We start from the raw sequence: 23352 nt of genomic DNA, 5'->3' as shown, positions 1-23352 counted from the left end.
AAGCCGCCGTCCGGCGGCCAGGTATGCCTCGACGGCCCGCCGGACCGTCCCCATATGACGGCGACCGGCGTCCCGGCATACGAACAATTCACATTTTACGGATACTGCTGGACGCGTATCTCGGCCGGACGCAAAAACCCCGTATTGCTGTGCAGGATGCGCGAACCGCCCTTGCGGCGCCGCAACGGCAGGCAGGGAGCGATGGCACGCAGAGGACGAAATCGATGGTAGACAGCGACCATCCCCAGTTGCGTGCGGCCCAGATCGGGGATCGCGCCCGCACACCTCCCGCGTCACGGGCCTCGCACGAATTCGCGCGGGCCCGGCGGCATTCGCGGCTCGTGCGCATTCTGAAGATCGGTTTGCCGGCCCTCGCCGCGATCATCGTCGTCGGCGGCATTGCCGTGACCTGGGTGGCGCGCAGCCTGCCGGAGGATTTCTCCGTCACCGGCACCTCCATCGAGGACGGTCGCATCGTCATGCAGGATCCCCGCATGTCCGGAATCGACGGCAAGAACCGCCCCTATGAACTGGTCGCAGAACGGGCGATCCAGGCACTGGGTGGCGGCGGCGTCGACCTGGAGACGATCGCGGCCAATATCGCCATCGACGACGAGACGTCGGCCAATATCGAGGCCGCCTCCGGCAAATACGATCCGAACGCGGAAACCCTCGCCCTCGACGGCGGTGTGCGGGTCGAGACCACCAACGGGATCACCATCAGCCTGGCGGCGGCCGACATCGACATTGCCAGCGGTGCCTTGCAAGGCAAGGGCCCGGTCCGGATCGAAACCCCGGAACAGACCATCGAGGCGAGTTCCCTGAACCTGACAAATGGCGGCGACGTCATTACCTTCGGCGGACGGGTGAAGATGTTGCTGCGCCCGGACAAGTCGTCGCAAGCCCTGCAACAAGCGTCAACCAGCGAGTAGTTCATGCCAAGCATCATTCCCCGCAGCGCGAACATCGCCGGCGCCGTCCTCCTCGTCGGGCTTGCGCTCGGTGCGCTGGCGCCTGCCCAGGCGCAGCAGACCGAACCCGGCCTCGGCAAGAGTTTCGGTGGCCTGCAGGTCGACGGCGACCAGCCGATCTCCATCGAATCCAACCAGCTGGTCGTCGACGACGCGAAGGCGGTCGCAACCTTCACCGGCAATGTCCAGGTCGAACAGGGCGAGACGGAGCTGCGCACCGGCCGCCTCGTCGTCACCTACAAGAAGGACGAGACCGGCGGCAGCCAGCCGGCCGGTGGCGGCGGCCTGCCGGGCGGCTCGAACCAGATCGAGCGGCTGGAAGCCAGCGAGAAGGTCTATGTGAAGTCGGCCGATCAGGTCGCCACGGCCGACCAGGCCGATTTCGACATGGGAACCCAGGTCGTGGTGATGCGCGGCAATGTCGTCCTCACCCAGGGCCAGAACGTCGCCGAGGGTTGCCGGCTCACCATCCAGATGGACACCGGGCTCGCCCGGCTGGAAAGCGCCTGCGACGGCAGTGCCGAGACCGGCGGCCGCGTGCGGCTGATGCTGACGCCCGGCGCCGGGCAGGCAACGAATTGAGGCTGGCGTTGAAACGTCAGCCCGCCACCGCGGCCATGGCCCATGCCGAGCCGGGCCCGCACCCGGCCGCGCCGACCTATGGCCTGCCGCACGGGATGGGCGACCTTGAAGGTCTCCATCCGGATGCGGCCGAGGGCACGCTGGCGGCCGCCGGCCTGACCAAGAGCTATCGCGGCCGACGGGTCGTCGACGATGTCGGCCTGCTGGTCCGGCGCGGCGAGGCGGTCGGCCTGCTCGGCCCGAACGGCGCGGGCAAGACCACCTGCTTCTACATGATCACCGGGCTCGTGCCCGTCGATCAGGGCCGCATCATGCTCGACGGCCACGACATCACGACCGTGCCGATGTATCGGCGCTCGCGGCTCGGCATCGGCTATCTGCCCCAGGAAGCGTCGATCTTTCGCGGCCTGTCGGTCGAGGACAACATCCGCGCCGTGCTCGAGGTGGTGGAGCCGGATCGCGACGTGCGCGAAGAGGAACTGACGGCGCTGCTCAGCGAGTTCCACATCGACCATCTGCGCAAGCAGGCCTCGACCTCGCTGTCGGGCGGCGAGCGGCGGCGCTGCGAGATTGCCCGGGCCCTCGCCTCGAAACCCACCTTCATGCTGCTGGACGAGCCTTTCGCCGGCGTCGATCCGATCGCCGTCTCCGACATTCAGCAACTGGTCCGGCATCTGACCAAACGCGGCATCGGCGTGCTGGTCACCGACCACAATGTACGCGAAACGCTGGGCCTGATCGACCGCGCCTACATCATGCATGCCGGCGCGGTGCTGACCCATGGCAAGCCGCAGGAAATCGTCGACAATCCGGATGTACGCCGGTTCTATCTCGGCGACGAATTCAGCTTCTAGCCGGTCCCTGCACAATCTCTGCGCAACCGCCTCCCGGCGATTGCGCCGGTTGGCGGGCCGTCGATTCCGGAACCACCGGGACGCGCGCAATCGCAGGCCGCAACCGCGCCGCGCGACGCCGTGGCGCGATCGAACTCACATTGACAACGAATGCGGCAAGCCGCTTTGATGGCCGGTAACGGGCCGCGTGATCGATGCGGTCCCGACCGGGGATGGCAATCGTCCCCACCAGCAGTCCGCACTGGGGAGTGTCTCGGCGTCCATGGCTCTTTCCGCCAAACTGCAGATGCGGCAATCGCAATCGCTGGTGATGACGCCCCAGCTGCTGCAATCGATTCGGCTGCTGCAGTACTCCAATGTCGAGCTGGCGGCCTATGTCGACGGCGAGATGGAGCGCAATCCGCTGCTCGCCGCGGGCACTTCGGAGGCTACCGGGCGCCCGGCGGCGGAGATGGACGCACCGGCCGATTCGCCCGTGCTGCTTCAGCCCCGCGAGGAAGCGGCCGCCGGCACGCAGATCACCGGTTCGGAAAGCGACAGCGCGGCCTTCGAGAGCGGCTTTGCCGGGCGCGAGGACGCCGGCGACCGGCCGGAGCGAACCGCCCCGATTGCCCGCGGCGAAGGCCGCATCGCGGCCTCCGATCATGATTTCAGCGTCGAGGATCTGGCCGAGCGGCGGCCGTCGCTCAACGCCCATGCCCTTTCGGAGGTGCGCGACGCGGTGTCGGCCGGCCCCGCCCAGAAGATCGGCGAGGCGATGGTCGAGCATCTCGACGAGAGCGGCTATCTGTGCCTGTCCTGCGACCAGCTTGCCGCCGATCTCGGCGTGACGGTCGCCGAGGTCGAGGCGGTGCTGACGACCATCCAGAGCGAGGCGACGCCGGCGGGCCTGTTCGCCCGCGACCTTGCCGAATGCCTTGCCATCCAGCTGCGTCGCCGCAACCGCTTCGATCCGGTCATCGCCGCCGTGATCGACAATCTCGACCTTCTCGCGCGGCGGGACTTCGCGGCGCTGAGGCGGCTGACCGGCGAGGACGAATCCGGCCTGATGGACATCCTGGCCGAAATCCGGGAGCTCGACCCCAAGCCCGGCCACGCCTTCGACCATGAGGGCTTCGAGGCGATCGTGCCAGACGTCCTCGTCACCGAAGCGCCGGATGGCGGCTGGCAGGTGGAGCTCAATCCCGACGCCCTGCCCCGGGTGCTCGTCGACAACAATTATCTGCGCACGGTGCGCAGCGGTGGCCTGTCCGACGACGACCGCGCCTTCATCGGCGAATGCCAGCAATCGGCCAACTGGCTGGTGCGGGCGCTCGACCAGCGGGCCAAGACCATCGTCAAGGTCGCCAGCGAGATCGTGCGGCGGCAGGACGGCTTCCTGACCCACGGCATCGGCGGATTGAAGCCGATGACGCTGATGGCCGTCGCCGAGGCGATCGGCATGCACGAATCGACCGTCAGCCGGGTGACGGCGACCAAGTTCATCGCCACGCCCCGCGGCACCTTCGAGATGCGCTTCTTCTTCACGGTGGCGATCGCCTCGGCCAATGGCGGCGACGCCCATTCGGCCGAAAGCGTGAAGCACCGCATCAAGCTGCTGATCGATGCCGAGAGCCAGGGCAAGGTGATGTCCGACGACGACATCGCCGCCATCCTGAAGAAGGAAGGCATCGATCTGGCACGCCGCACCGTGGCGAAGTATCGCGAGGCGCTCGGCATTCCCTCTTCGATCCAGCGTCGACGCGAGATGAACGCACGGCGGCTGGCCTCCTGATGGCGGTTCGCCCCCCGGACTCACCGGCCCGACGAGACCCCTGCGCAGGTGCCTGCGACGGGGCCATCGAGGCTGCGTTGACACTCCAGGCGATCCTCCCTAGAAGGCGCCACTTCTCGAGCCCGGAGGGCAAGATGCCCGCTCATCCCGCAATTGCGACGACCGGACGGCATCCAACTCCGGCCCGGCGCGTTTCTGTCGACCGGTTCACGAAACCGGGTCAACTGTCATTGCAAGGGAGTTTCCAGCCATGACACTGCGTATTTCGGGAAAGCACATGGACATCGGCGACGCGTTCCGCACGCGGATCGGTGATCGTCTGAACGAAGCGGTCGACAAATATTTCGACGGAAATTTTTCCGGCACGGTCGTCGTGTCGAAGAACGGTTCGCGTTTCTCGACCGACTGCGTGGTGCATCTCGATACCGGTGTCGTCTTCCAGGCGGCGGGCCAGGCCCACGAGCCGGATGTGAGCTTCGCCGAGGCCGCCGAGCGGATCGAGAAGCGGCTGCGCCGCTACAAGCGGCGCCTGAAGGACCACAAGGCGTCCTCGACCGAGCATCGCGACATGGCCTATTCGGTCATGGCGGCGATCCCGGAAGAGGAAGAGGAACTTCCCGAGGATTTCTCCCCGGCGATCATCGCCGAAACCACGCTGAAGGTCGGCACCCTGTCGGTCGCCGGCGCGGTGATGGAACTCGACCGCCAGGACAGCCCGGTGGTGGTGTTCCGCAATGCCAAGTCCGGCGACCTGAATCTCGTGTTCAGGCGTGCGGACGGCAATTACGGCTGGGTTGATCCGTCGACCTACGCAGAGCGGGCGTGAGCGCCACACAAGGTTCGGCGCTCACATTCACGCGCTACGCAGGATAAGGCATCGCAGCGATGGACTTCGAAACGCTCATCGAACCGGCGGCGATTCTGCCCGGCTTGCGAGCCAATTCCAAGAAGCAGGTGCTTCAGGAATTGGCCGAGAAGGCCGCGGAGATCACCGGACTCACCGAGCGCGAGATCTTCGAGACGATCCTGCAGCGCGAGAAGCTGGGCTCGACGGGCGTCGGCAACGGCATCGCCATCCCGCATGGCAAGCTGCCGACGCTCGACCGGATCGTGGGGGTGTTCGCGCGCCTCAGCCGTCCGGTGGAGTTCGATGCTCTCGACGATCAGCCGGTGGACCTCGTCTTCCTGCTTCTGGCGCCCGAAGGTTCGGGCGCCGACCATCTGAAGGCCCTGTCCAAGGTGGCCCGGCTGCTGCGCAATCCGGACACCGTGGCCAATATCCGCGGCTCGCGGGACGCCGGATCGATCTATTCGCTGATGACGGCGGCCGCCACCCAGAACGCCGCCTGAACCGGACAGGCCCGGCTTTCATCCTCAACAACGAAAAGGCGGGCCTGCATATGCAGACCCGCCTTTTTGGTTTTCAGCGTGACGCGCTGCTGTCAGTGGGTGCTGACGGTCTGCAGCTCGTTCTCGTCGGCGCTCGCCAGGATGCTGCCGCGGTCGTCGGAGACTGCCAGCGGCGTGCCGTCGGCGGAGAACAGCGCCCACAGGTTCAGGCCCGGCTCGATCGACTTGGCAGCCGGGAAACGGGCGCGCATGTCGTCGGAGGACATGCGGCGCAGATAGGCGAGGTGTCCCTCGCCAACGGCCGCGAGGTCGGTCTCGCTCATGGTCGAAGCGATGTCATGGGTCATGGGACGTCTCCTTTCTAGGCAAACGTAGGCAGTTCGGGTCAGTCGGCGACCGCGATCTGGATCTTCTTGACGACTCGCTCGGGTTCCGGCTTGGCCAGATCCACGAGCAGGAGGCCGTTCTTCAGGGTTGCGCCGGTGATCCGCATGCCGTCCGCGAGCAGGAAGCATTTCTGGAACTGCCGCGCCGCAATGCCGCGATGCAGATATTCACGCTCCGCATCGTCGGTCTGGCGACCGCGGATCATCAACTGGTTCTCTTCCGTCGTGACCTCCAGATCCTCGGGACTGAACCCCGCCACCGCCAGGGTGATACGGATCAGGTCCTCGCTCTTGGCGTCGGTCGGCTTCGGACGGATGCGTTCGATGTTGTAGGGCGGATATCCGTCGCCGCCCTTGGCGATCCTCTCCAGCGTCTTTTCGACACTGTCGAAGCCAAGCAGCAACGGGCTGGAAAACGGCGTCATTCGGCTCATCGGTCGTGAAGTCCTTCGGAAAGCGACTTTCGGTGGCAGCGGCCCTGACAGGCACCGCTCCGGCCAATGCACTCCATATGGCGTCGCCCCCCGCTCCATTCAATCGTTCGCCGTTCCGCATCCGGTTCGCCGGTTGATCCGCATCGTCGCACCGCTTCCTTGCCAAACGAAAAACGGCGGCCCGCTCGCGCGAACCGCCGTTCCATCAATCCGCCACGAACCGGTCAGGAGGCCGTGGTCGGACCGGGTCGGAAGTTCAGCGCCACTCCGTTCAGGCAATGGCGCTTGCCGGTCGGTGCGGGGCCATCGTCGAAGATATGGCCGAAATGGCCGCCGCAGGTGGCGCAATGGACTTCGGTCCGGGTGTAGATCAGCCGGAAATCCTCGCGGGTGCCGATCACGTCGTCCGACAGCGGGGCCCAGAAACTCGGCCAGCCGGTACCGGAATCGAACTTGGTCTCGGACGAATAGGCCGGCGTGTCGCAGCCGGCGCAGGCGTAGAGACCGGATTTCTTGTTGTCGTTGAGCTGGCTGGAGAAGGGCCGCTCGGTCGCCTCCTCGCGCAGCACCGCGAACTGGTCCGGGGTCAGGAGCTTGCGCCACTCCTCCTCGGTCCTGGTAACCGGGAAGGTTTCGTCCTTGGCGTGGGCGCCGGCGCGAAAGAACAGGCTTCCGCCGATCGCCGTCACTGCCAGGGCGGCCGTGCTTGCCAGGAAGTTTCGTCTGCGCATGGGACATCTCCTTCTGTGGGGCCGGCTGATGTGATCCGCGCGGCTGGCGCGCCGCAGCGATCCCTTGCCGATCGCCGCCATTCACCGGATATGGCTTGCTTCGCTGCCGCATGCCAGCTTGTTACGCAGAAGTGACAAACGACGTATCCCGCGCCGGTGACGGCGCGGGAGATCGGTTGGCGGGACCGCCGCAATCGGGGGAAGGTCGGCGGCCCGCCGGAGCCGATTACATGGACGGCATCAGGACCGTGTCGATGACGTGCACGACACCGTTCGACTGCATGACGTCGGCCTGGATCACCGTTGCGGTGTTGCCGGCGGCGTCCATGACGACGATGTTATCGCCGTCCATGCCGAGGGTGATGTTCTCGCCGGCGACGGTCGGTGCCGGGTGCTTGCCGCCATCATCCTCGATCATCTTCATCGCCGCTTCCGACGACGCCTTGGCCGGGACCACGTGATAGGTCAGGATCTTGGCCAGCTTTTCCTTGTTCTCCGGCTTCAGGAGATCGTCGACGGTGCCGTCGGGCAGCTTCTCGAAAGCCTCGTTGGTCGGCGCGAAGACGGTGAACGGGCCTTCGCCGGAGAGCGTCTCGGCCAGACCGGCGGCCTTCACGGCGGCGACCAGCGTCGTCAGGTTGGAGGCGGCGGAAGCGTTCTCGACGATGGTCTTTTCCGGGCTCATCTCGGCGCCGCCGACCATCGGCATGTCCTGCGCGAAGCTGCCGGCGCTGAAGCCGACGGTGCCTGCTGCAACGAGCGAAGCGATGGCGGCCGAACGGATAAGGGTCTTGATCATATCAATAGTCTCCCAGTGAAACTTTGGATTTCCGTGGAAATCTCGGTTCCTCCCGGTCAGGAGGATACGGGAGATACGAAGGGTCGGGCCGCGCGGCTTCGAAAGATGCGATCACGGCTGCGTCAGTCGAACTTGACCGGCAAAGCGCCGGCCCGCCCCGGGTTTCGCCGGTTCAGTCGTCGACCCGTCCGCGCAGGTTCTTGATCTGGGAGCGGCCCTTCTTGGCCTTCAGACGCCGCTCGACCGAGCCCTTGGTGGGGCGGGTCTTGCGCCGCGGCGGCAGGGGCGGCTTCAGCGCTTCGCGGATGAGGGCGGCCAGACGCTCGCGCGCATCCTCGCGGTTGCGCTCCTGGCTGCGGAAGCGTGACGCCTCGATCAAAACGTCGCCGTCCTTGGTCGCCCGTTGTCCGGCAAGCCGCAGCAACCGGCGCAACGTATCGGGATAGAGCGCGGCCGACTGGGCGGCGGCAAAGCGCAGCTGGACCGCGGTCGAGACCTTGTTGACGTTCTGTCCGCCCGGTCCGCCGGCACGGATGAACTGCTCCTGCAGGTCCCCGCCGGAGATCGTCACGCGCTCGTTGATGATCAGATCGTGATCGCCGGCCATGCCCTGCCCCGTCTGCGACCGGCGGCCGCGTCCCGATGGGCATCGATAGCGCTGCCGGCTCCGGGCGGCAATGCGGCGGCGCGCGAATGGGTTCCGGAAGGTCGCCGGAGACCCCGCCGGCACCGCGCAGTCTGGCGGCGCCGGCGGGAGAACTACGGTGCTATTCGGCAGCGAGCGCCTGAGCCGGGGCCGCCTGCATCACCTCGACATCGACGTGATCCTCGAACTTGGCGAAGTTCGACCGGAACATCGACACCAGCCGTGCGGCCTGCGCGTCGTAGGCGGCCTTGTCCGTCCAGGTGGCGCGCGGATCGAGAATGGTCGTGTCGACCCCCTCCACCGCGACCGGCACCTGGAAGCCGAAATTCGGATCGGCGCGGAACTCGGCATCCTTCAGGCTGCCGTCGAGCGCAGCCGAGAGCAGTGCGCGGGTCACCTTGATCGGCATGCGGTGGCCGGTGCCGTAGGCGCCGCCGGTCCAGCCGGTGTTGACCAGCCAGCAATCGACCTGATGCTGGGCGATGAGGTCGCGAAGCAAATTGCCGTATTCGGCCGGATGGCGCGGCATGAACGGCGCACCGAAGCATGTCGAGAAGGTCGCCTCCGGCTCGGTCACACCCTTTTCGGTGCCCGCCACCTTGGCGGTGTAGCCCGACAGGAAGTGGTACATGGCCTCGGCCGGGGTCAGCCGGGCGATCGGCGGCAGCACGCCGAAGGCATCGGCCGTCAGCATGATGATGTTGCGCGGATGGCCGTCGACGCCGGTGTCGCTGGCATTGGGGATGAAGTGCAGCGGATAGGCGGCGCGGGTGTTCTCGGTCAGCGATCCGTCGTCGAAATCGGGTACGCGGTTCTCGTCGAGAACGACGTTCTCCAGGACGGTGCCGAAGCGACGGGTGGTCGCGAAGATTTCCGGCTCGGCCTCGGGCGACAGGCGGATGGTCTTGGCGTAGCAGCCGCCCTCGAAGTTGAAGATGCCGTTTTCGCCCCAGCCATGCTCGTCGTCGCCGATCAGCGTGCGACGCGGGTCGGCGGAGAGCGTGGTCTTGCCCGTGCCCGACAGGCCGAAGAACACGGCGCCGTCGCCGTCCGGCCCGACATTGGCCGAGCAGTGCATCGGCATCACGCCCTTCTCGGGCAGGATGAAGTTCAGCGCGGTGAACACCGACTTCTTCATCTCGCCGGCATAGGAGGTGCCGCCGATCAACACGATCTTGCGGGACAGGTCGACGCCGATGACGGTCTCGGTGCGGCAGCCGTGGCGCTCGGGATCGGCGCGGAAGGACGGCAGGTCGATGATCGTCATCTCCGGCACGAAGTCGCGCAGCTCGTCCTGCGACGGCCGGATCAGGAGATTGCGGATGAACAGCGAGTGCCAGGCATATTCCGTGACGACGCGCACGCGGATGGCGTTCTCAGGGTCCGCGCCGCCGATCAGATCCTGCACGAAGAGATCACGGCCGGCGGCCGCGGCCTGAAAATCCTCGCGCAGCCGTTCGAAGGCCTCGGGCTCCATGGCGGCATTGTTGTCCCACCAGACGGCCGGGTCGGTCGTCTCGTCGCGGACGATGAACTTGTCCTTGGCCGAGCGGCCCGTGTGCTTGCCAGTGGTCGCCACGAAGGCGCCATGCGCCGTAAGCCGGCCTTCGCCCCGGCGGATGGCGGTTTCGATCAGTTCCGCTTCGCCGAGGTTCCAGCGCACAGAGGACAGGCCATCGAGGCCGGTCGTCTCGATTCCGCAATCAGGATTTCTCGTGCCGATCTCGTCCACTGTCGTCTCCTTGTCGGAAGCCCGCGTCTGCCAGGCCAGCGCCCACCATGTTTGCCGCGCGTCCACTAACTACCCAGCGACTTCCAACAAGCAAGCCCTCCGGGCGGAAAATCGACAATCAGAACAGTCACTTAATCGATTAAATCCCGACGCCTCCCGATATGATCGATTTAAATCGCGGCGGGAGAGCGGCGAGATGGCGCGGTCGCGGCGGCATGGCGGACCTGTCCGTCCGGACGCCTCTTCCGGGCTCGCATGATCAGCGCGACAGCCGCGATCGCGCTGGCACCTTTCCCGGTCCGCTGCATTGTCCCATTCGAGAGCACCGGTTCCGGTGCAGGACGAATGCGACAGGAGAACCCCATGACCACCAGCGACATCGACAAGTTCTGGGAGACGATCGGCAATTTCGACACCTGCATGGTGGTGACCCGCGACGGCGGCCGGATGCGGGCGCGCCCCATGGCGCTGCGCCTGCGCGGCGACGACCGGAAGCTCTACTTCCTCACCGAGCGCATGACCCACAAGGTCGAGGAGATCGCTCTCGACGACGACGTCGCCTGCACCTTCTCCAAGCACGGCCAGTACATGTCGCTGTCGGGACGCGCGGAAGTGGTGGGCGACCGGTCGCTCGTCGCCGATCTCTGGGATGCCTCGGCCGAAGCATGGCTGCCGGAGGGCAAGGACGATCCCGACGTGGTCGTTCTCGTCGTCGATCCGGACTCGGCGGAAATCTGGGACGTGAAAGCCAGCAAGATCACCCAGGCCTGGGAGTTCGCCCGCGCCTATGTCGGCGGCAAGGAGCGGCCGCAGATCGGCGAGCAGCGCAAGGTCGATCTCTAGAGCCGCCGAGCCACCACCCCGCGACCCGCAGGTCCGCGGGGTGGTGCCGGACACAGGACAAAGCCGCCGCGCGGGATGCCGGCCGGCCGAAAACTTCCGCTACGTCTTTGTAATTTTCCAATCCCGCCACATTTATCGCTGATTGGCGCTGCCGATGGCGCGTTCCCTGTTGCGGAACGCATCAGCAGAAGGGACATCTGCCTCGACGGCCGCGACCAGTGATCCTGCCGGGCGCGGCCGAGCCCCTCTCGCGACACGCACGTCGCTGCGAGGGACGGAAACTGGAGAAGATCGCAATGCCAACCATCGCCCTTGTCGACGACGACAGGAACATTCTCGCGTCGGTCTCGATCGCGCTGGAGAATGAGGGCTACCGGGTCGAGACCTACACCGACGGCGCGTCCGCGCTGGAGGGCCTGCAGTCCCGACCGCCGAATCTCGCCATCTTCGACATCAAGATGCCGCGCATGGACGGGATGGAGCTGCTGCGGCGCCTGCGCCAGAAATCCGATATCCCGGTCATCTTCCTCACCTCCAAGGACGAGGAAATTGACGAATTGTTCGGCCTGAAGATGGGCGCCGACGATTATATCCGCAAACCGTTCTCGCAACGCCTGCTGGTCGAGCGCGTGCGGGCCATCCTGCGGCGCGGCGCGCCGCGCGAGGCGGCCAAGCCCGGCGGCTCGGTGCCCGAATCCTCGCTGGAGCGGGGCCAGCTGGTGATGGACCAGGAACGCCACACCTGCACCTGGACCGGCCATCCGGTGACGCTGACCGTCACCGAGTTCCTCATCCTGCACTCCCTCGCCCAGCGGCCCGGCGTTGTGAAGAGCCGCGACGCCCTGATGGACGCGGCCTATGACGAGCAGGTCTATGTCGACGACCGCACCATCGACAGCCACATCAAGCGGCTCCGCAAAAAGTTCAAGGCGATCGACGACGACTTCGACATGATCGAGACCCTCTACGGGGTCGGCTACCGCTTCCGGGAAGCGTGAGCGGGCCCTAGAAAGGTCGATGGTGTCCATCAGCGAAACAGAAGCCGGCGATGGCGGTTCGGAGCGGCGCAACCGACGGCGGCGCGAGGCGATCGTGCGCGGCCGCCTGCGGCGGCTGCCGTTCATCCGCCGGGTGCTCTACCGCACGCGCTGGCTGCTCGGGCACACGATCTTCTCGTCGCTGACGCGGCGCATCGTCTTCCTCAATCTCGTCGCGCTAATCGTCCTCGTTTCGGGCATCCTGTATCTCAACCAGTTCCGCGCCGGGCTGATCGACGCCCGGGTCGAGAGCCTCCTGACCCAGGGCGAGATCATCGCCAGCGCCATCGCCTCGTCGGCGACGGTGGAGACCAACTCGATCACCCTCGATCCCGAGCGTCTCCTGGAGCTCCAGGCCGGCGACACGCTGGCGCCGAGTGCCGATTCCACCGACAGCCTCGACTTTCCGATCAATCCGGAGCGGGTCGCGCCGCTGCTCAGACGGCTGATCTCGCCGACCCGCACCCGGGCGCGTCTCTACGACCGCGACGCCAATCTGATCCTCGATTCCCGGCATCTGTATTCGCGCGGGCAGATCCTGCGCTACGACCTGCCGCCGGTCGCGGTGGACGAGGAGCCCGGCTTCGGCGAGATGCTGGCCGACTGGTTCCAGCAATTGTTCCAGCGCCGCGACCTGCCGGTCTATCGCGAGACGCCGGGCGGCTCGGGCGCCGCCTATCCGGAGGTGATGAACGCCCTGACCGGCGGCCCGGCCACGGTGGTGCGGGCGACCGAGGGCGGCGAGCTCATCGTCTCCGTCGCCGTGCCGATCCAGCGCTTCCGGGCGGTGCTCGGCGTTCTGATGCTGTCCACCCAGGGCGGCGACATCGACAAGATCGTGCAGGCCGAGCGGACCGCCATCGTGCGGACCTTCGCCGTCGCCTCGCTGGTGACCATCGTCCTGTCGATCCTGCTCGCCTCGACCATCGCGACACCATTGCGGCGTCTTTCGGCGGCCGCGATCCGGGTGCGGCGGGGTGTCAACGAACGCACCGCGATCCCCGATTTCGGCGACCGTGCCGACGAGGTCGGCAATCTGGCCACCGCGCTGCGCGACATGACCAATTCGCTCTATGCCCGGATGGACGCGATCGAGACCTTCGCCGCCGACGTCAGCCACGAGCTCAAGAACCCGCTGACCTCTCTGCGCAGCGCCGTCGAGACGCTGCCGCTGGCGCGCACCGACGCCTCGCGCGAGCGCCTGCTCGACATCATCCAGCACGATGTGCGTCGGCTCGACCGGCTGATCACCGACATTTCGGACGCCTCGCGTCTCGATGCGGAGCTGGCCCGCCAGATCGCCAGCAAGGTCGATCTCGCCCAGCTCCTGCGCGCCGTGGTGGAGGGCGCACGCAGCCAGTCCAAGCCCGACCGGCAGGTCTCGATCACATTCGACAAGCAGGCGCTGCCCGGCTCGATCAAGGACGGCTACGTGGTCACCGGCCACGATCTGCGGCTGAGCCAGGTCTTTACCAACCTGATCGAGAACGCCCGCTCCTTCGTGCCCGAAGCCAACGGCCGCATCGACGTCCTCCTGCGCCGTCGCAACAGCCGCGTCGTCATCGTGGTCGAGGACAACGGTCCCGGCATCCAGGCCGAGATCATCGACCGGATCTTCGAGCGCTTCTACACGGACCGGCCCTCGGCCGAGGCCTTCGGCCAGAATTCCGGCCTCGGCCTGTCGATCAGCCGGCAGATCGTCGAAGCCCATGGCGGCACGATCCGGGCGGAGAACATCGCCGACAGCGACGCGCCGAACGGCGTTGCGGGCGCGCGGTTCATCGTGTCCTTCCCGGCCGAATGAGCGAGCCGGCCAATCTCCACGGCTGCGCCATCCGGATCGGCGATCTCGGCATTCTGATCCGCGGCCCGGCGCGCAGCGGGAAATCCTCCCTGGCGCTGTCGACGCTGCGTCGCTGCAGTGCGTTGAACCTCGAAGCACTGCTGGTGGCCGACGACCGCGTCGTCGTCGCCCAGGATGGCGGCAACGCCGTCTCGATGTCGGCGCCGGCAACGCTGGCCGGGCTGATCGAGGTCTCCGGCATCGGTATCCTGCGGGAGCCCTTCGCGGCCTCCGCCCGCCTCGGCCTCGTCGTCGATCTGGTCGATCCGGCCGGCATCGAACGGTTGCCGGAGCCCCGGACGGCGGAGATTCTCGGGCGGGTGATCCGGCGGGTGGAACTGCCCGCACGCGAGGCCGGCTTCGGCGCCGACATCCTTGCCTCGCTGGTGCTTTCACCGCCCGTCAACGACGTCTGAGACAATGGTGACCGGCAAGTACGCAGCGCGTGATCATTTAACTTGCGTATCCGCCGAAGGATGGCGAGGATGCGCGCCCGTGGAGGTCGGCTTTGCCGCATCTCCCGCAGCAGATATGCGGCCGAACGGCCCAGCAGTTCAGGGAGGCCGCCGCGATGCCGGGCCAGACTAGCGTGAGGGACGGCGTATGATCGGTCTGGTACTCGTGACCCATGGCCGGCTTGCCGATGAATTCCGTCACGCGGTCGAGCATGTCGTCGGCCCGCAGGACGCCTTCGAGACGATCTCGATCGGCCCCGAGGACGACATGGAGCAGCGACGCGTCGATATCGTCGAGGCCGTCGCCCGGGCGGAACGCGGCGCCGGCGTGATCATTCTTACCGACATGTTCGGCGGAACGCCCTCCAACCTCGCCATCTCCGTCATGGACGGCAATCGCGTCGACGTCCTGGCCGGCGTCAACCTGCCGATGCTGATCAAGCTGGCCAGCGTGCGCGAGGAAAAACCGCTGGCGGTCGCCCTCGTCGAGGCGCAGGAAGCCGGCCGCAAATACATCAACGTCGCCAGCCGGGTCCTGAGCGGCAAGTGAGCACCAATGCCGGCACTCCGAGCGATACCAATTGCCCTGCCCCGGCCGATGCCGGCAGTCCCAGCCCGATGACCCGGCTTGACAGCCCACCGCCCCGCACCCTGACCATCGTCAACAAGCGCGGCCTGCATGCCCGCGCTTCGGCGCGCTTCGTGCAGACGGCTGAGGCATTCGATGCCGAGCTGACGATCTCGCGGGACGGCATGACCGTCGGCGGACAGTCGATCATGGGGCTGATGATGCTGGCCGCCAGCAAGGGCACGACCATCGAGGTCGCCGCCACCGGCAATGACGCGGACGCGGCGCTCGATGCGATCGAGAACCTCGTTGCCAACCGTTTCGGCGAGGACAGCTAGCCGCGCTGCCCCTACGCCCGGTCAGTCGGCAGGCGGCACCGCGTCGCCGGGCTCGCTTGCGGCTGCGTCTTCCTCGCGGGTGTCCGGTGCCGGTACGGCCTGCGTGCGCTCTTCGCCAAAGCTGCCTTCTCCAGCGTCTTCGTTTCCGGCCTGACCCGCCTCCGAGGGAGCATCTGGCATGTCCGCGCCCTCCGTCGCGGTCGCCTCGTCGCCGTCCGGTTCCGGTTCGGCGCCGGGGGCATCCGGCGCCTCGGCGATCAGCAGCTTCCACAGATCGGCGGTGGCGGCCTTGGCCCGCTCCATCGGCAGGATGAAGCGGCCGCTATTCACCGCCGCCACCAGATCGTCGCGCAGGCCCGCGGCAATGCGGTCGCCGCCGGCCGCCGCAATCGCCGCCCAGCCATAGGCACGCATGCCGTTGCGTGGCGTCTCGATGCCTTCGTAATAGCCGAAGGCCAGCCGCCGGATCGCCGCCCAGTCGCGCTGGCCGAAGGCGGCGACTTCCGCCGCGTGACGGGCTTCGCCGGCGGGCGTCCTGCGCCAGCGCAGCTGCGCATCGTCCTCGGCGGCCGCCACCTCTTCCGGGCTGAGACGCCCCTGGACCGCCGCGAGACTGTCGTCGGCGATGGCGATCCCGTCGGCCCGCGCCAGCAGCAGCGCCACATAGGCGCCGCGCAGTCCGTCCTGCGGGATCGCGACGCGCGGGTTCAGCGCCAGCGCACGGGCCAGTAGCCCGATGGCCGCCCGGTTGTCCTTTTCCACCGCCGGCAGGAGGATCGTCACCGCCCGCACGATGTCCTGCGGCACGCCGCGGCCGGCGATCAGGGCGTCAGCCGTCGTCAGCACCGCGGCAAGGTCCGCGTCCGGACCCGACACGAGGGTATCGGGATCGAGGAGCGCGATGGCCGGCGCCGGCCCGGCGGCAACCGACGGAGCGAGCGCCACGATCTCGGCGGCGCCCACCGGTGCATCCGCGGTCAGGCGGGCGAGATCGAAGGGTGCGGCGGGCTGCAGCCGCAGGCTCAGCCGGTCCGGCTTTGCCAGGAACGCCTGCACGCTTGCCGACCACTCGCGGGCCATGGCCTGCAATCGCGGATCGGGCCCGCCCGGCATGTCGGCAAACACCGCCGCGACGCCGATGCCGGCCATCATGCCGGCGGTGCCGCGGGCCTGATCGGCGGTCATGCCCTGCATCGCGCCGACGACATGGTAGAGCGCCTCCACCAGCCCGGCGTCGGTAAAGCTCGCCTCCGCCGATTGCAGCCGGCCTGCCAGCATCGGATCGTCGCTTCCCGCGCCACCCTCGAACTCGTCCAGCGGTAGAAGGATGTGGAAGCCGCGAAGGTCGGCAGACAGGTCGAGGGTTCCCACGCCATCGATCGCGACCGAGGCCTGCAGGTCGTAGTCGGCTGCCGCGACGTCGGTGCGGCCGGCCATGACGATGTCGCCGGTCAGGACTTCCCGGTCGAGCTGCTTAAGGACGGCCCGCACGGGCGGGTCGAGGGGCAGCGCGCGTGTGTCCACGGCGACGGATTCATAGACCGCCTGCTCGGCGGACAGGCGCATCTGGCCGATCTCCGCGGTGAAATCGTCACGGCGGATCTTCAGACCGGTCACGATCAGCGCCTGTGTCACATCGTCGTAACGGCGCGCGTCGTAGGTGATCTCGGCGACACCACGGCCCGCATAGAGGGCGAGGTCGAACAGATAGGGCGAATAGGGCAGCGCGAACTCGAACAGGCTGCCCGCAAGCGCGCCCTCGCTGCCGCCGGCCGCCTCGGCGGGGCCGTTCGCGACAAGGAGCCCGCACAGGCCCGCAGCCAGCATGCCAGACCTCAGGCCCATCACCGTCTCCTCCTCCCGCGCATTGCCGCGGCAGGCTATCCCCAAAACCGGCGCGGGCAAAGCGCGGCGCATCCAATCAAGACATAAGCAAATGTTTATGTCCCCTTGTCCGGAAGGCTCAAGACTGGTAGATCGCTGCCAATGCGACCGGGGGAGACCCCGGCCGACCACCCGATTTCCCACCGTACGAATGGATTGCACATGGCCAACGCACAGGATTACGTCGTCAAGGATATCTCCCTCGCCGCCTACGGCCGCAAGGAACTCGACATCGCCGAGACCGAGATGCCGGGCCTGATGGCCTGCCGCGAGGAGTTCGGCAACGACAAGCCGCTCAAGGGCGCGCGCATCACCGGCTCGCTCCACATGACGATCCAGACCGCCGTCCTCATCGAGACGCTGCGCGATCTCGGCGCCGACCTGCGCTGGGCCTCCTGCAACATCTTCTCGACCCAGGACCATGCCGCCGCGGCGATCGCCGAGGCCGGCATTCCGGTCTTCGCCATCAAGGGCGAGAGCCTCGAGGAATACTGGACCTACACGGACGCCATCTTCCAGTGGCCGGATGGTGAGCCGTCCAACATGATCCTCGACGATGGCGGCGACGCCACGATGTACATCCTGCTCGGCGCCCGCGCCGAAGCCGGCGAGGACGTGCTGTCCAACCCGGGCAACGAGGAGGAGCAGATCCTCTTCGCGCAGATCAAGAAGCGCATGGCCGCCACCCCGGGCTTCTTCACCAAGCAGCGCGACGCCATCAAGGGCGTGACCGAAGAGACCACCACGGGCGTCAACCGCCTGTACCAGCTGCAGAAGAAGGGCCTGCTGCCCTTCCCGGCGATCAACGTCAACGACTCGGTCACCAAGTCGAAGTTCGACAACAAGTATGGCTGCAAGGAATCGCTGGTCGACGGCATCCGTCGCGCCACCGACGTGATGATGGCTGGCAAGGTCGCCGTCGTCTGCGGTTACGGTGACGTCGGCAAGGGCTCGGCCGCCTCGCTGCAGGGCGCCGGCGCCCGCGTGAAGGTCACGGAAGTCGACCCGATCTGCGCGCTGCAGGCCGCTATGGACGGCTTCGAGGTCGTTCAGCTCGAGGACGTCGTCTCCAGCGCCGACATCTTCATCACGACGACCGGCAACAAGGACGTCATCCGCATCGAGCACATGCGCGAGATGAAGGACATGGCGATCGTCGGCAACATCGGCCACTTCGACAACGAGATTCAGATCGACGCGCTGAAGAATCTCAAGTGGACGAACATCAAGCCGCAGGTCGACATGATCGAGTTCGCCAAGGGCAACCGCATGCTGCTGCTGTCGGAAGGCCGTCTGCTGAACCTCGGCAACGCCACCGGCCACCCGTCCTTCGTAATGTCGGCGTCCTTCACCAACCAGGTGCTGGCGCAGATCGAGCTGTTCACCAAGGGCGAGAAGTACGGCAACGAGGTCTATGTCCTGCCGAAGCATCTCGACGAGCGTGTTGCCCGTCTGCATCTCGCCAAGCTTGGCGCAAGGCTGAGCGAGCTGTCCGCCGAGCAGGCCTCCTACATCGGCGTGGAACAGCAGGGCCCATACAAGCCCGAGCATTACCGCTACTGATCCCACCCGGACACCGGGCCCGAATCAGACGAACCGCCGGGGCGCAAGCCGTCCCGGCGGTTTTTTCTTTTCCGCCGGCCGCGTTGTTGTGGATTGCGCAGGATTCCGCAGTGGCTACTATGTCCGAATCGCGGCTGCCGGTGGGTGGACCGGTCGCTGCGTCAGCGTTTCTTTGCGTCTCGTCAGGGCACTTCCGGTGTTCTGGCTTCGGCCCCGGCTGACTGCGAATCCGACATTCGCATCGCCATTCCGGGCCTCCGGCAGCGGCGGTGCGTGCGGTATGGCGCCTGCGGCCGGGACAAGGACGCCGGGATACGCTGGCTGACACGAACGGGGACTGACGGAATGAACGAGGGGTGTGGATCCGGGCGCGGCGGCGCTTTCCGGACACGAATGGATTCTTGCGACGGGCGCCGTACCGCAACGGCAGACCGGCACGCGCACACACCCGCATCGCCAGCCCGGCGACGGGCCATCGGCTCCGGCCTCGCGATCCTGGCACTGGCTCCCACACCGGTCTCGGCCCAGCTCCTGTCGCTGGCGGGCGGCGTCGATACCATGCTGGGACCGGCCGACATTCTCTATTTGGCCCTCGTCGCCATGCTGATCGGCGCCTCGATGCTGAGCGTGGTCTTCCTCATCCGCCAGCGCGCCGCGACCGCCACCGAGAACGACATGCTGCGCGCCAGCCTCGCGGAAAGCCGGGCCGAGGCCGAAGCCCGCACCATGCTCCTGACCGCCGGCGAAGAGCGGCTGCTGGTCTATTCCGGCCCCGGCGCGCCGGAAATCCTCGGTGCCCTGCCCGGTCCTGCCGGCGCCCCGGTCGAGGAAAAGCGCTTCCTGTCCTTCGGCGACTGGATGGCCGCCGACGTCGCGCTGCGGCTGCAGACCGCCATCACCGCGCTGCGCCATGACGCAGAGCCCTTCAGCATCGAGATCGACCTGCCCCATGGGCGCCTGATCGAAGCCTCCGGCAAGACCATCGGCGGCCTCGCCGTCGTCCGCTTCGTCGCCCTGGAAGGCCTGCGCGAGCGCGTCCGCGAGGCCGAGATCGCCAGCGCCGATGCGCTCGCGATGATCGAGACGATGCAGAACCTGTTCAACGCCGCGCCGATCCCGGTCTGGCTGCGCGACCGCAACGGCCGCCTCGGCTGGGTGAACAACGCCTATGCCGCCTCGGTCGACGCAAAGGAAGCTGCCGACACGCTGGAGCGGCAGGTGGAGTTCCTGTCGGAGCAGGATCGCCTGACGATCGCCGCGCGCCTGTCCGAACAGGCCGTCTTCTCCGACAAGCTCTCGACCGTGGTCGCGGCCGACCGCCGCAATTTCGCGGTGGTGGAAGCCACCGGCCCGCTCGGCTCGGCCGGCCTTGCCATCGACGTGTCGGAAACCGAGCAGGTCCGCATGGAGCTGCGCCAGACCATCAACAGCCAGTCCGAGACCCTCGACCAGCTCACCACGGCGGTCGCCCGCTTCGACGACAAGACGCGCCTGACCTATCACAACGCCGCCTTCCAGCGCCTGTTCGACCTGACCAATTCCTATCTGGAATCGGAGCCCGACCATCTGGCGCTGCTCGACCATCTGCGCACCCGCGGCATCCTGCCGGTGGAGAAGCTGTTCCGCAGCGAGATCCAGGACCAGGACCTCGCCGCCTACCGGGCGACCGAGCCGACCGAGACGATGTGGCACCTCGCCGATGCGCGCACGCTGCGCGTCATCGCCACGCCGCAGCCCCAGGGCGGCGCTACCTGGATCTTCGAGGATATCACCGAGAAGCTCGACCTGGAAAGCCAGGTGAAGGCCACGGTTCAGCTGCAGCGCGAGACCATCGACTATCTGTCGGAGGCCGTCGCCGTGTTCGGCAGCGACGGCCGCCTGCGGCTGTCCAACCCGTCCTTCGCCGAGCTGTTCGGGCTCAAGCCGGACTACCTCCTGTCGCGGCCGCGCATCCACACCCTGTCCGATCTCGCCAGCGTCGCGATCCGCCGCACGATCTCCTCCGCCGACACCGATGGCGCGGCGTCCGCCGTCGGCGGCTGGCCGCTGTTCTGCCAGTCGGTCACCGCTTTCGACGAAACCCGCCGCGACACCGAGACCGGCGAGATGACCCTGTCCTCCGGCCGCACCATCGCCTTCGCCATCGTGCCGCTGCCGAATGGCCAGACCATGCTGACCTTCTCCGACATCTCCGACGCGCGTCAGGCCGAACGGATGCTGCGCGAGAAGAACGAGGCCCTGGAACAGGCCAACCAGATCAAGAACGACTTCGTCCAGCACGTGAACTACGAGCTGCGTTCGCCGCTGACCAACATCATCGGCTTCTCGGCGCTGCTGCGCTCCACCGAGACCGGACCGCTCAACGAACGCCAGAGCGAGTATCTCGACTACATCGCCGTCTCCACCAGCTCGCTCCTGACCATCGTCAACGACATTCTGGACCTCGCGACGGTCGATGCCGGCATCATGGAGCTCGACCTGTCCGAAGTGGACATCGTCAGCACCGTCGAACATGCGGCCGACGGCATCAGGGAGCGGCTGGAGGAAGCCGAGGTCACGCTGCGGATCGATCTAGACAAGGCTGGCGATACCTTCATGGCCGACAGCCACCGGCTCACCCAGATCCTCTTCAACCTCCTCTCGAACGCGGCGAATTTTGCGCCGGCCGGCACCGCCGTCGACGTCGTCGCCACACGCGGCCCGCGGGCCATCTCCTTTGCCGTCACCGATCGCGGCCCCGGCATTCCGGCGGACCAGATCGACCGGGTCTTCGAGCGCTTCGAATCCAATCCGGCCGGCGGGCGCCATTCCGGCGCCGGGCTGGGCCTGTCCATCGTCAAGAGCTTCGTCGAACTGCATCGCGGCACGATCTGCATCCAGTCCGCGCCGGACGAGGGAACGACGGTGATCTGCGACTTCCCGCTCGACCCGGCCGCCCCGCTGCGCCACGATGGCGACGATCACGCCTTCGAGGACGCCGCCGAATGAGCGCCACACGCCCGGCAACGATTGCGAGCGACGCGCCGGACGCGCTCGTCGAGATCGCCCGCATCCCGCTCGCCGACGAAGCCGCCACGCTGCGGCTCGGCGGCGACATGGCGCTGGCCCTGACGGCAGGCGACGTCGTCGCGCTGATCGGCGATCTGGGCGCCGGCAAGTCGACGCTGGCACGTGCCGCGATCCGCACCCTGGCCGACGACCCGGAGCTTGAGGTGCCGTCGCCGACCTACACGCTGGTGCAGCCCTACGAGACGGTCCCGCCGGCGGCGCATCTCGATCTCTACCGCCTGTCGGGCGACGACGAGCTGGACGAGCTCGGCTTCGAGGAGATGGCGCGCGACGGCATCGCCTTCGTCGAATGGCCGCAGAACGCGCCGTCGGCGCTGGCCGCGGCCTCGGTGACGGTCACGCTGGGCAATGCCCCCGGCGGCGGCCGGACCGCCCATGTGAGCGCCGACGCCGAGGCGGCGCCCCGCATCCTGCGTTCGCTGGCAATCCGCAGCTTCCTCGCCGAAGCCGGCTGCGCCGAACAGCCCCGCCGCCGCTTCAGCGGCGATGCCTCCAGCCGCCGCTACGAGACGGTGGTCAAGGACGGCGAGACGCTGGTGGTCATGGACGCTCCGCGCCAGCCCGACGGCCCGCCCATCCGCGACGGCCTGCCCTACAGCCGCATCGCCCATCTCGCCGAGGATGTGGCGCCCTTCGTGGCCGTCGCGAATGCGCTGTCCGCTGGGGGCTTCGCGGCGCCGCGGATCCACCGTGCCGATCTGGACGCCGGCCTCCTGCTGATCGAGCATCTGGGTAGCGAGACCCTGCTCGACGCGGATGGTCGTCCGGTCCCCGAACGCTACGAGGCTGCGGCAGAGGCGCTCGCCGCTCTGCACGGGACCCGCTGGGACCCGGTCATGCCGGTGGCTGATGGCATTTCGCACACAGTGCCTCCCTATGATCGCCGCGCCATGCGGATGGAAGTCGATCTCCTGCCCGACTGGTATCTGCCCCATGCCCGGCAGCGATCGGCCAGTCCCGACGAGACGGCGCGTTTCGCACAGATCTGGAACGGCCTCTTCGATGCGCTGGACAGCGCCGAGACCAGCCTGGTGCTGCGCGACTTCCATTCGCCCAACATCATCTGGCGCCCGGCTGAAGAGGGGCTCGCCCGGATCGGGCTCATCGATTTCCAGGACGCGCTGATCGGCCCGGCCGCCTACGATCTCGCTTCGCTGGCGCAGGATGCCCGCGTCAACGTGTCGGCCGAACTCGAGGCGCGGCTCACCGCGCACTACGTCTCGCTGCGCGCCAGGGATGCCGGTTTCGACGCCGCCGGTTTCGAGCGCGCCTATGCCATCATGGCGGCCCAGCGGGGATCCAAGATCCTCGGTATTTTCGTGCGATTGCTGGAACGCGACGGCAAGCCGCAATATCTCCGTCACATCCCACGGATTAAAGCCTATCTGGCGCGCACGCTCGACCACCCGTCCCTGACAGCCCTGCGCGATCTGTACCAAGACTGGGGCGTCCTCGACGAGGCACCGACGCAGCGCCCCCTTTGAGCCCGGACA

At 67.3% G+C, this 23352-nt stretch carries 22 protein-coding genes; 15 read left to right on the top strand and 7 right to left on the bottom strand.

From position 1 onward, the window contains the following. The first annotated feature begins 23 nt into the window (after positions 1 to 23). The 6 genes from lptC (at position 24) to ptsN (ending at position 5531) form a co-directional block, all read left to right on the top strand. Positions 24 to 932: an LPS export ABC transporter periplasmic protein LptC gene (gene lptC, locus N7I30_RS13220; RefSeq protein WP_498639420.1), complete on the top strand. Its 909-nt coding sequence runs from the start codon at positions 24 to 26 to the stop codon at positions 930 to 932. A gap of 3 nt (positions 933 to 935) precedes the next feature. Continuing rightward, positions 936 to 1553, top strand: coding sequence for an LptA/OstA family protein (locus N7I30_RS13215; protein ID WP_498639418.1), 618 nt, complete (start codon positions 936 to 938; stop codon positions 1551 to 1553). A gap of 95 nt (positions 1554 to 1648) precedes the next feature. Continuing rightward, positions 1649 to 2407: an LPS export ABC transporter ATP-binding protein gene (lptB, locus tag N7I30_RS13210; RefSeq protein ID WP_024349481.1), complete on the top strand. Its 759-nt coding sequence runs from the start codon at positions 1649 to 1651 to the stop codon at positions 2405 to 2407. Positions 2408 to 2669: 262 nt separating this feature from the next. Beyond that, entirely contained in the window at positions 2670 to 4181 is a 1512-nt protein-coding gene (rpoN, locus tag N7I30_RS13205) for an RNA polymerase factor sigma-54 (RefSeq protein WP_498639416.1), read from the top strand. Between the two features lie 250 nt (positions 4182 to 4431). After that, on the top strand, positions 4432 to 5007 hold the full coding sequence (hpf, locus tag N7I30_RS13200) for a ribosome hibernation-promoting factor, HPF/YfiA family (protein ID WP_024349479.1): 576 nt from the start codon (positions 4432 to 4434) through the stop codon (positions 5005 to 5007). 59 nt (positions 5008 to 5066) lie between these two features. Continuing rightward, on the top strand, positions 5067 to 5531 hold the full coding sequence (ptsN, locus tag N7I30_RS13195) for a PTS IIA-like nitrogen regulatory protein PtsN (protein WP_009211069.1): 465 nt from the start codon (positions 5067 to 5069) through the stop codon (positions 5529 to 5531). Between the two features lie 92 nt (positions 5532 to 5623). Here ptsN and N7I30_RS13190 read toward each other — a convergent pair whose 3' ends face one another. From N7I30_RS13190 to N7I30_RS13165, 6 genes are all read right to left on the bottom strand, one after another. Further along, complete coding sequence (locus N7I30_RS13190; protein WP_024349478.1) at positions 5624 to 5878, bottom strand: BQ00720 family protein; 255 nt, start codon at positions 5876 to 5878, stop codon at positions 5624 to 5626. A 38-nt stretch (positions 5879 to 5916) separates the two neighbouring features. Continuing rightward, positions 5917 to 6351: an Hsp20 family protein gene (locus N7I30_RS13185; RefSeq protein WP_024349477.1), complete on the bottom strand. Its 435-nt coding sequence runs from the start codon at positions 6349 to 6351 to the stop codon at positions 5917 to 5919. 224 nt (positions 6352 to 6575) lie between these two features. Continuing rightward, on the bottom strand, positions 6576 to 7082 hold the full coding sequence (msrB, locus tag N7I30_RS13180) for a peptide-methionine (R)-S-oxide reductase MsrB (protein ID WP_024349476.1): 507 nt from the start codon (positions 7080 to 7082) through the stop codon (positions 6576 to 6578). 226 nt (positions 7083 to 7308) lie between these two features. Next, positions 7309 to 7881 (bottom strand): fasciclin domain-containing protein, encoded by a 573-nt coding sequence (locus tag N7I30_RS13175; protein WP_009211072.1) that lies wholly within the window; start codon positions 7879 to 7881, stop codon positions 7309 to 7311. A gap of 172 nt (positions 7882 to 8053) precedes the next feature. Beyond that, positions 8054 to 8488 carry an alternative ribosome rescue aminoacyl-tRNA hydrolase ArfB gene (arfB, locus tag N7I30_RS13170; RefSeq protein WP_009211073.1) on the bottom strand — a complete coding sequence of 145 codons (435 nt, stop codon included), beginning with the start codon at positions 8486 to 8488 and terminating at the stop codon, positions 8054 to 8056. 160 nt (positions 8489 to 8648) lie between these two features. Then, positions 8649 to 10259: a phosphoenolpyruvate carboxykinase gene (locus N7I30_RS13165; RefSeq protein ID WP_498639412.1), complete on the bottom strand. Its 1611-nt coding sequence runs from the start codon at positions 10257 to 10259 to the stop codon at positions 8649 to 8651. Between the two features lie 363 nt (positions 10260 to 10622). On the opposite strand from N7I30_RS13165, the gene N7I30_RS13160 reads away from it, so the two are divergent. The 6 genes from N7I30_RS13160 to N7I30_RS13135 all read left to right on the top strand — a co-directional run bounded on the left by N7I30_RS13160 (position 10623) and on the right by N7I30_RS13135 (position 15343). Further along, positions 10623 to 11102 carry a pyridoxamine 5'-phosphate oxidase family protein gene (locus N7I30_RS13160; protein WP_498639410.1) on the top strand — a complete coding sequence of 160 codons (480 nt, stop codon included), beginning with the start codon at positions 10623 to 10625 and terminating at the stop codon, positions 11100 to 11102. 296 nt (positions 11103 to 11398) lie between these two features. Next, positions 11399 to 12100 carry a response regulator gene (locus tag N7I30_RS13155; protein ID WP_498639408.1) on the top strand — a complete coding sequence of 234 codons (702 nt, stop codon included), beginning with the start codon at positions 11399 to 11401 and terminating at the stop codon, positions 12098 to 12100. Between the two features lie 19 nt (positions 12101 to 12119). Beyond that, the gene (locus tag N7I30_RS13150) at positions 12120 to 13943 is read left to right on the top strand and encodes a sensor histidine kinase (protein ID WP_187389935.1); all 1824 of its coding nucleotides are present in this window, start codon (positions 12120 to 12122) and stop codon (positions 13941 to 13943) included. Next, positions 13940 to 14398, top strand: coding sequence for an HPr kinase/phosphorylase (locus tag N7I30_RS13145; protein ID WP_498639406.1), 459 nt, complete (start codon positions 13940 to 13942; stop codon positions 14396 to 14398). Before N7I30_RS13150 ends, N7I30_RS13145 begins: the two co-directional genes overlap by 4 nt. A gap of 187 nt (positions 14399 to 14585) precedes the next feature. After that, the gene (locus tag N7I30_RS13140; RefSeq protein ID WP_009211079.1) at positions 14586 to 14987 is read left to right on the top strand and encodes a PTS sugar transporter subunit IIA; all 402 of its coding nucleotides are present in this window, start codon (positions 14586 to 14588) and stop codon (positions 14985 to 14987) included. A 68-nt stretch (positions 14988 to 15055) separates the two neighbouring features. Continuing rightward, a complete protein-coding gene (locus tag N7I30_RS13135; protein WP_277022052.1) occupies positions 15056 to 15343 on the top strand; it encodes an HPr family phosphocarrier protein in 288 nt (95 codons plus the stop codon). Between the two features lie 21 nt (positions 15344 to 15364). Here N7I30_RS13135 and N7I30_RS13130 read toward each other — a convergent pair whose 3' ends face one another. Beyond that, positions 15365 to 17188, bottom strand: a complete 1824-nt coding sequence (locus N7I30_RS13130; RefSeq protein WP_498639404.1) for an aq_1923 C-terminal domain — start codon at positions 17186 to 17188, stop codon at positions 15365 to 15367. A 201-nt stretch (positions 17189 to 17389) separates the two neighbouring features. Here N7I30_RS13130 and ahcY point away from each other — a divergent pair, with 201 nt between their 5' ends. The 3 genes from ahcY (at position 17390) to tsaE (ending at position 23343) form a co-directional block, all read left to right on the top strand. Continuing rightward, positions 17390 to 18790, top strand: coding sequence for an adenosylhomocysteinase (ahcY, locus tag N7I30_RS13125; RefSeq protein ID WP_024349467.1), 1401 nt, complete (start codon positions 17390 to 17392; stop codon positions 18788 to 18790). Positions 18791 to 19183: 393 nt separating this feature from the next. Further along, positions 19184 to 21778 (top strand): PAS domain-containing sensor histidine kinase, encoded by a 2595-nt coding sequence (locus tag N7I30_RS13120; RefSeq protein WP_498639401.1) that lies wholly within the window; start codon positions 19184 to 19186, stop codon positions 21776 to 21778. Further along, positions 21775 to 23343, top strand: coding sequence for a tRNA (adenosine(37)-N6)-threonylcarbamoyltransferase complex ATPase subunit type 1 TsaE (tsaE, locus tag N7I30_RS13115; RefSeq protein ID WP_498639398.1), 1569 nt, complete (start codon positions 21775 to 21777; stop codon positions 23341 to 23343). The genes N7I30_RS13120 and tsaE overlap by 4 nt, the downstream gene beginning before the upstream one ends. The last annotated feature ends 9 nt before the right edge of the window (positions 23344 to 23352 follow it).

Source organism: Aurantimonas litoralis (genome assembly GCF_026153195.1).
Taxonomy (GTDB): domain Bacteria; phylum Pseudomonadota; class Alphaproteobacteria; order Rhizobiales; family Rhizobiaceae; genus Aurantimonas; species Aurantimonas coralicida.
This window is presented reverse-complemented; position numbering and strand designations above follow the sequence as displayed.

Bases quoted from the DNA above. Each gene is read 5' to 3' on its own strand.
- lptC (WP_498639420.1), top strand. From the start codon at position 24: ATGCCTCGACGGCCCGCCGGACCGTCCCCATATGACGGCGACCGGCGT.
- N7I30_RS13215 (WP_498639418.1), top strand. From the start codon at position 936: ATGCCAAGCATCATTCCCCGCAGCGCGAACATCGCCGGCGCCGTCCTC.
- lptB (WP_024349481.1), top strand. From the start codon at position 1,649: ATGGGCGACCTTGAAGGTCTCCATCCGGATGCGGCCGAGGGCACGCTG.
- rpoN (WP_498639416.1), top strand. From the start codon at position 2,670: ATGGCTCTTTCCGCCAAACTGCAGATGCGGCAATCGCAATCGCTGGTG.
- hpf (WP_024349479.1), top strand. From the start codon at position 4,432: ATGACACTGCGTATTTCGGGAAAGCACATGGACATCGGCGACGCGTTC.
- ptsN (WP_009211069.1), top strand. From the start codon at position 5,067: ATGGACTTCGAAACGCTCATCGAACCGGCGGCGATTCTGCCCGGCTTG.
- N7I30_RS13190 (WP_024349478.1), bottom strand. From the start codon at position 5,878: ATGACCCATGACATCGCTTCGACCATGAGCGAGACCGACCTCGCGGCC.
- N7I30_RS13185 (WP_024349477.1), bottom strand. From the start codon at position 6,351: ATGAGCCGAATGACGCCGTTTTCCAGCCCGTTGCTGCTTGGCTTCGAC.
- msrB (WP_024349476.1), bottom strand. From the start codon at position 7,082: ATGCGCAGACGAAACTTCCTGGCAAGCACGGCCGCCCTGGCAGTGACG.
- N7I30_RS13175 (WP_009211072.1), bottom strand. From the start codon at position 7,881: ATGATCAAGACCCTTATCCGTTCGGCCGCCATCGCTTCGCTCGTTGCA.
- arfB (WP_009211073.1), bottom strand. From the start codon at position 8,488: ATGGCCGGCGATCACGATCTGATCATCAACGAGCGCGTGACGATCTCC.
- N7I30_RS13160 (WP_498639410.1), top strand. From the start codon at position 10,623: ATGACCACCAGCGACATCGACAAGTTCTGGGAGACGATCGGCAATTTC.
- N7I30_RS13155 (WP_498639408.1), top strand. From the start codon at position 11,399: ATGCCAACCATCGCCCTTGTCGACGACGACAGGAACATTCTCGCGTCG.
- N7I30_RS13150 (WP_187389935.1), top strand. From the start codon at position 12,120: ATGGTGTCCATCAGCGAAACAGAAGCCGGCGATGGCGGTTCGGAGCGG.
- N7I30_RS13145 (WP_498639406.1), top strand. From the start codon at position 13,940: ATGAGCGAGCCGGCCAATCTCCACGGCTGCGCCATCCGGATCGGCGAT.
- N7I30_RS13140 (WP_009211079.1), top strand. From the start codon at position 14,586: ATGATCGGTCTGGTACTCGTGACCCATGGCCGGCTTGCCGATGAATTC.
- N7I30_RS13135 (WP_277022052.1), top strand. From the start codon at position 15,056: ATGACCCGGCTTGACAGCCCACCGCCCCGCACCCTGACCATCGTCAAC.
- N7I30_RS13130 (WP_498639404.1), bottom strand. From the start codon at position 17,188: ATGGGCCTGAGGTCTGGCATGCTGGCTGCGGGCCTGTGCGGGCTCCTT.
- ahcY (WP_024349467.1), top strand. From the start codon at position 17,390: ATGGCCAACGCACAGGATTACGTCGTCAAGGATATCTCCCTCGCCGCC.
- N7I30_RS13120 (WP_498639401.1), top strand. From the start codon at position 19,184: ATGGATTCTTGCGACGGGCGCCGTACCGCAACGGCAGACCGGCACGCG.
- tsaE (WP_498639398.1), top strand. From the start codon at position 21,775: ATGAGCGCCACACGCCCGGCAACGATTGCGAGCGACGCGCCGGACGCG.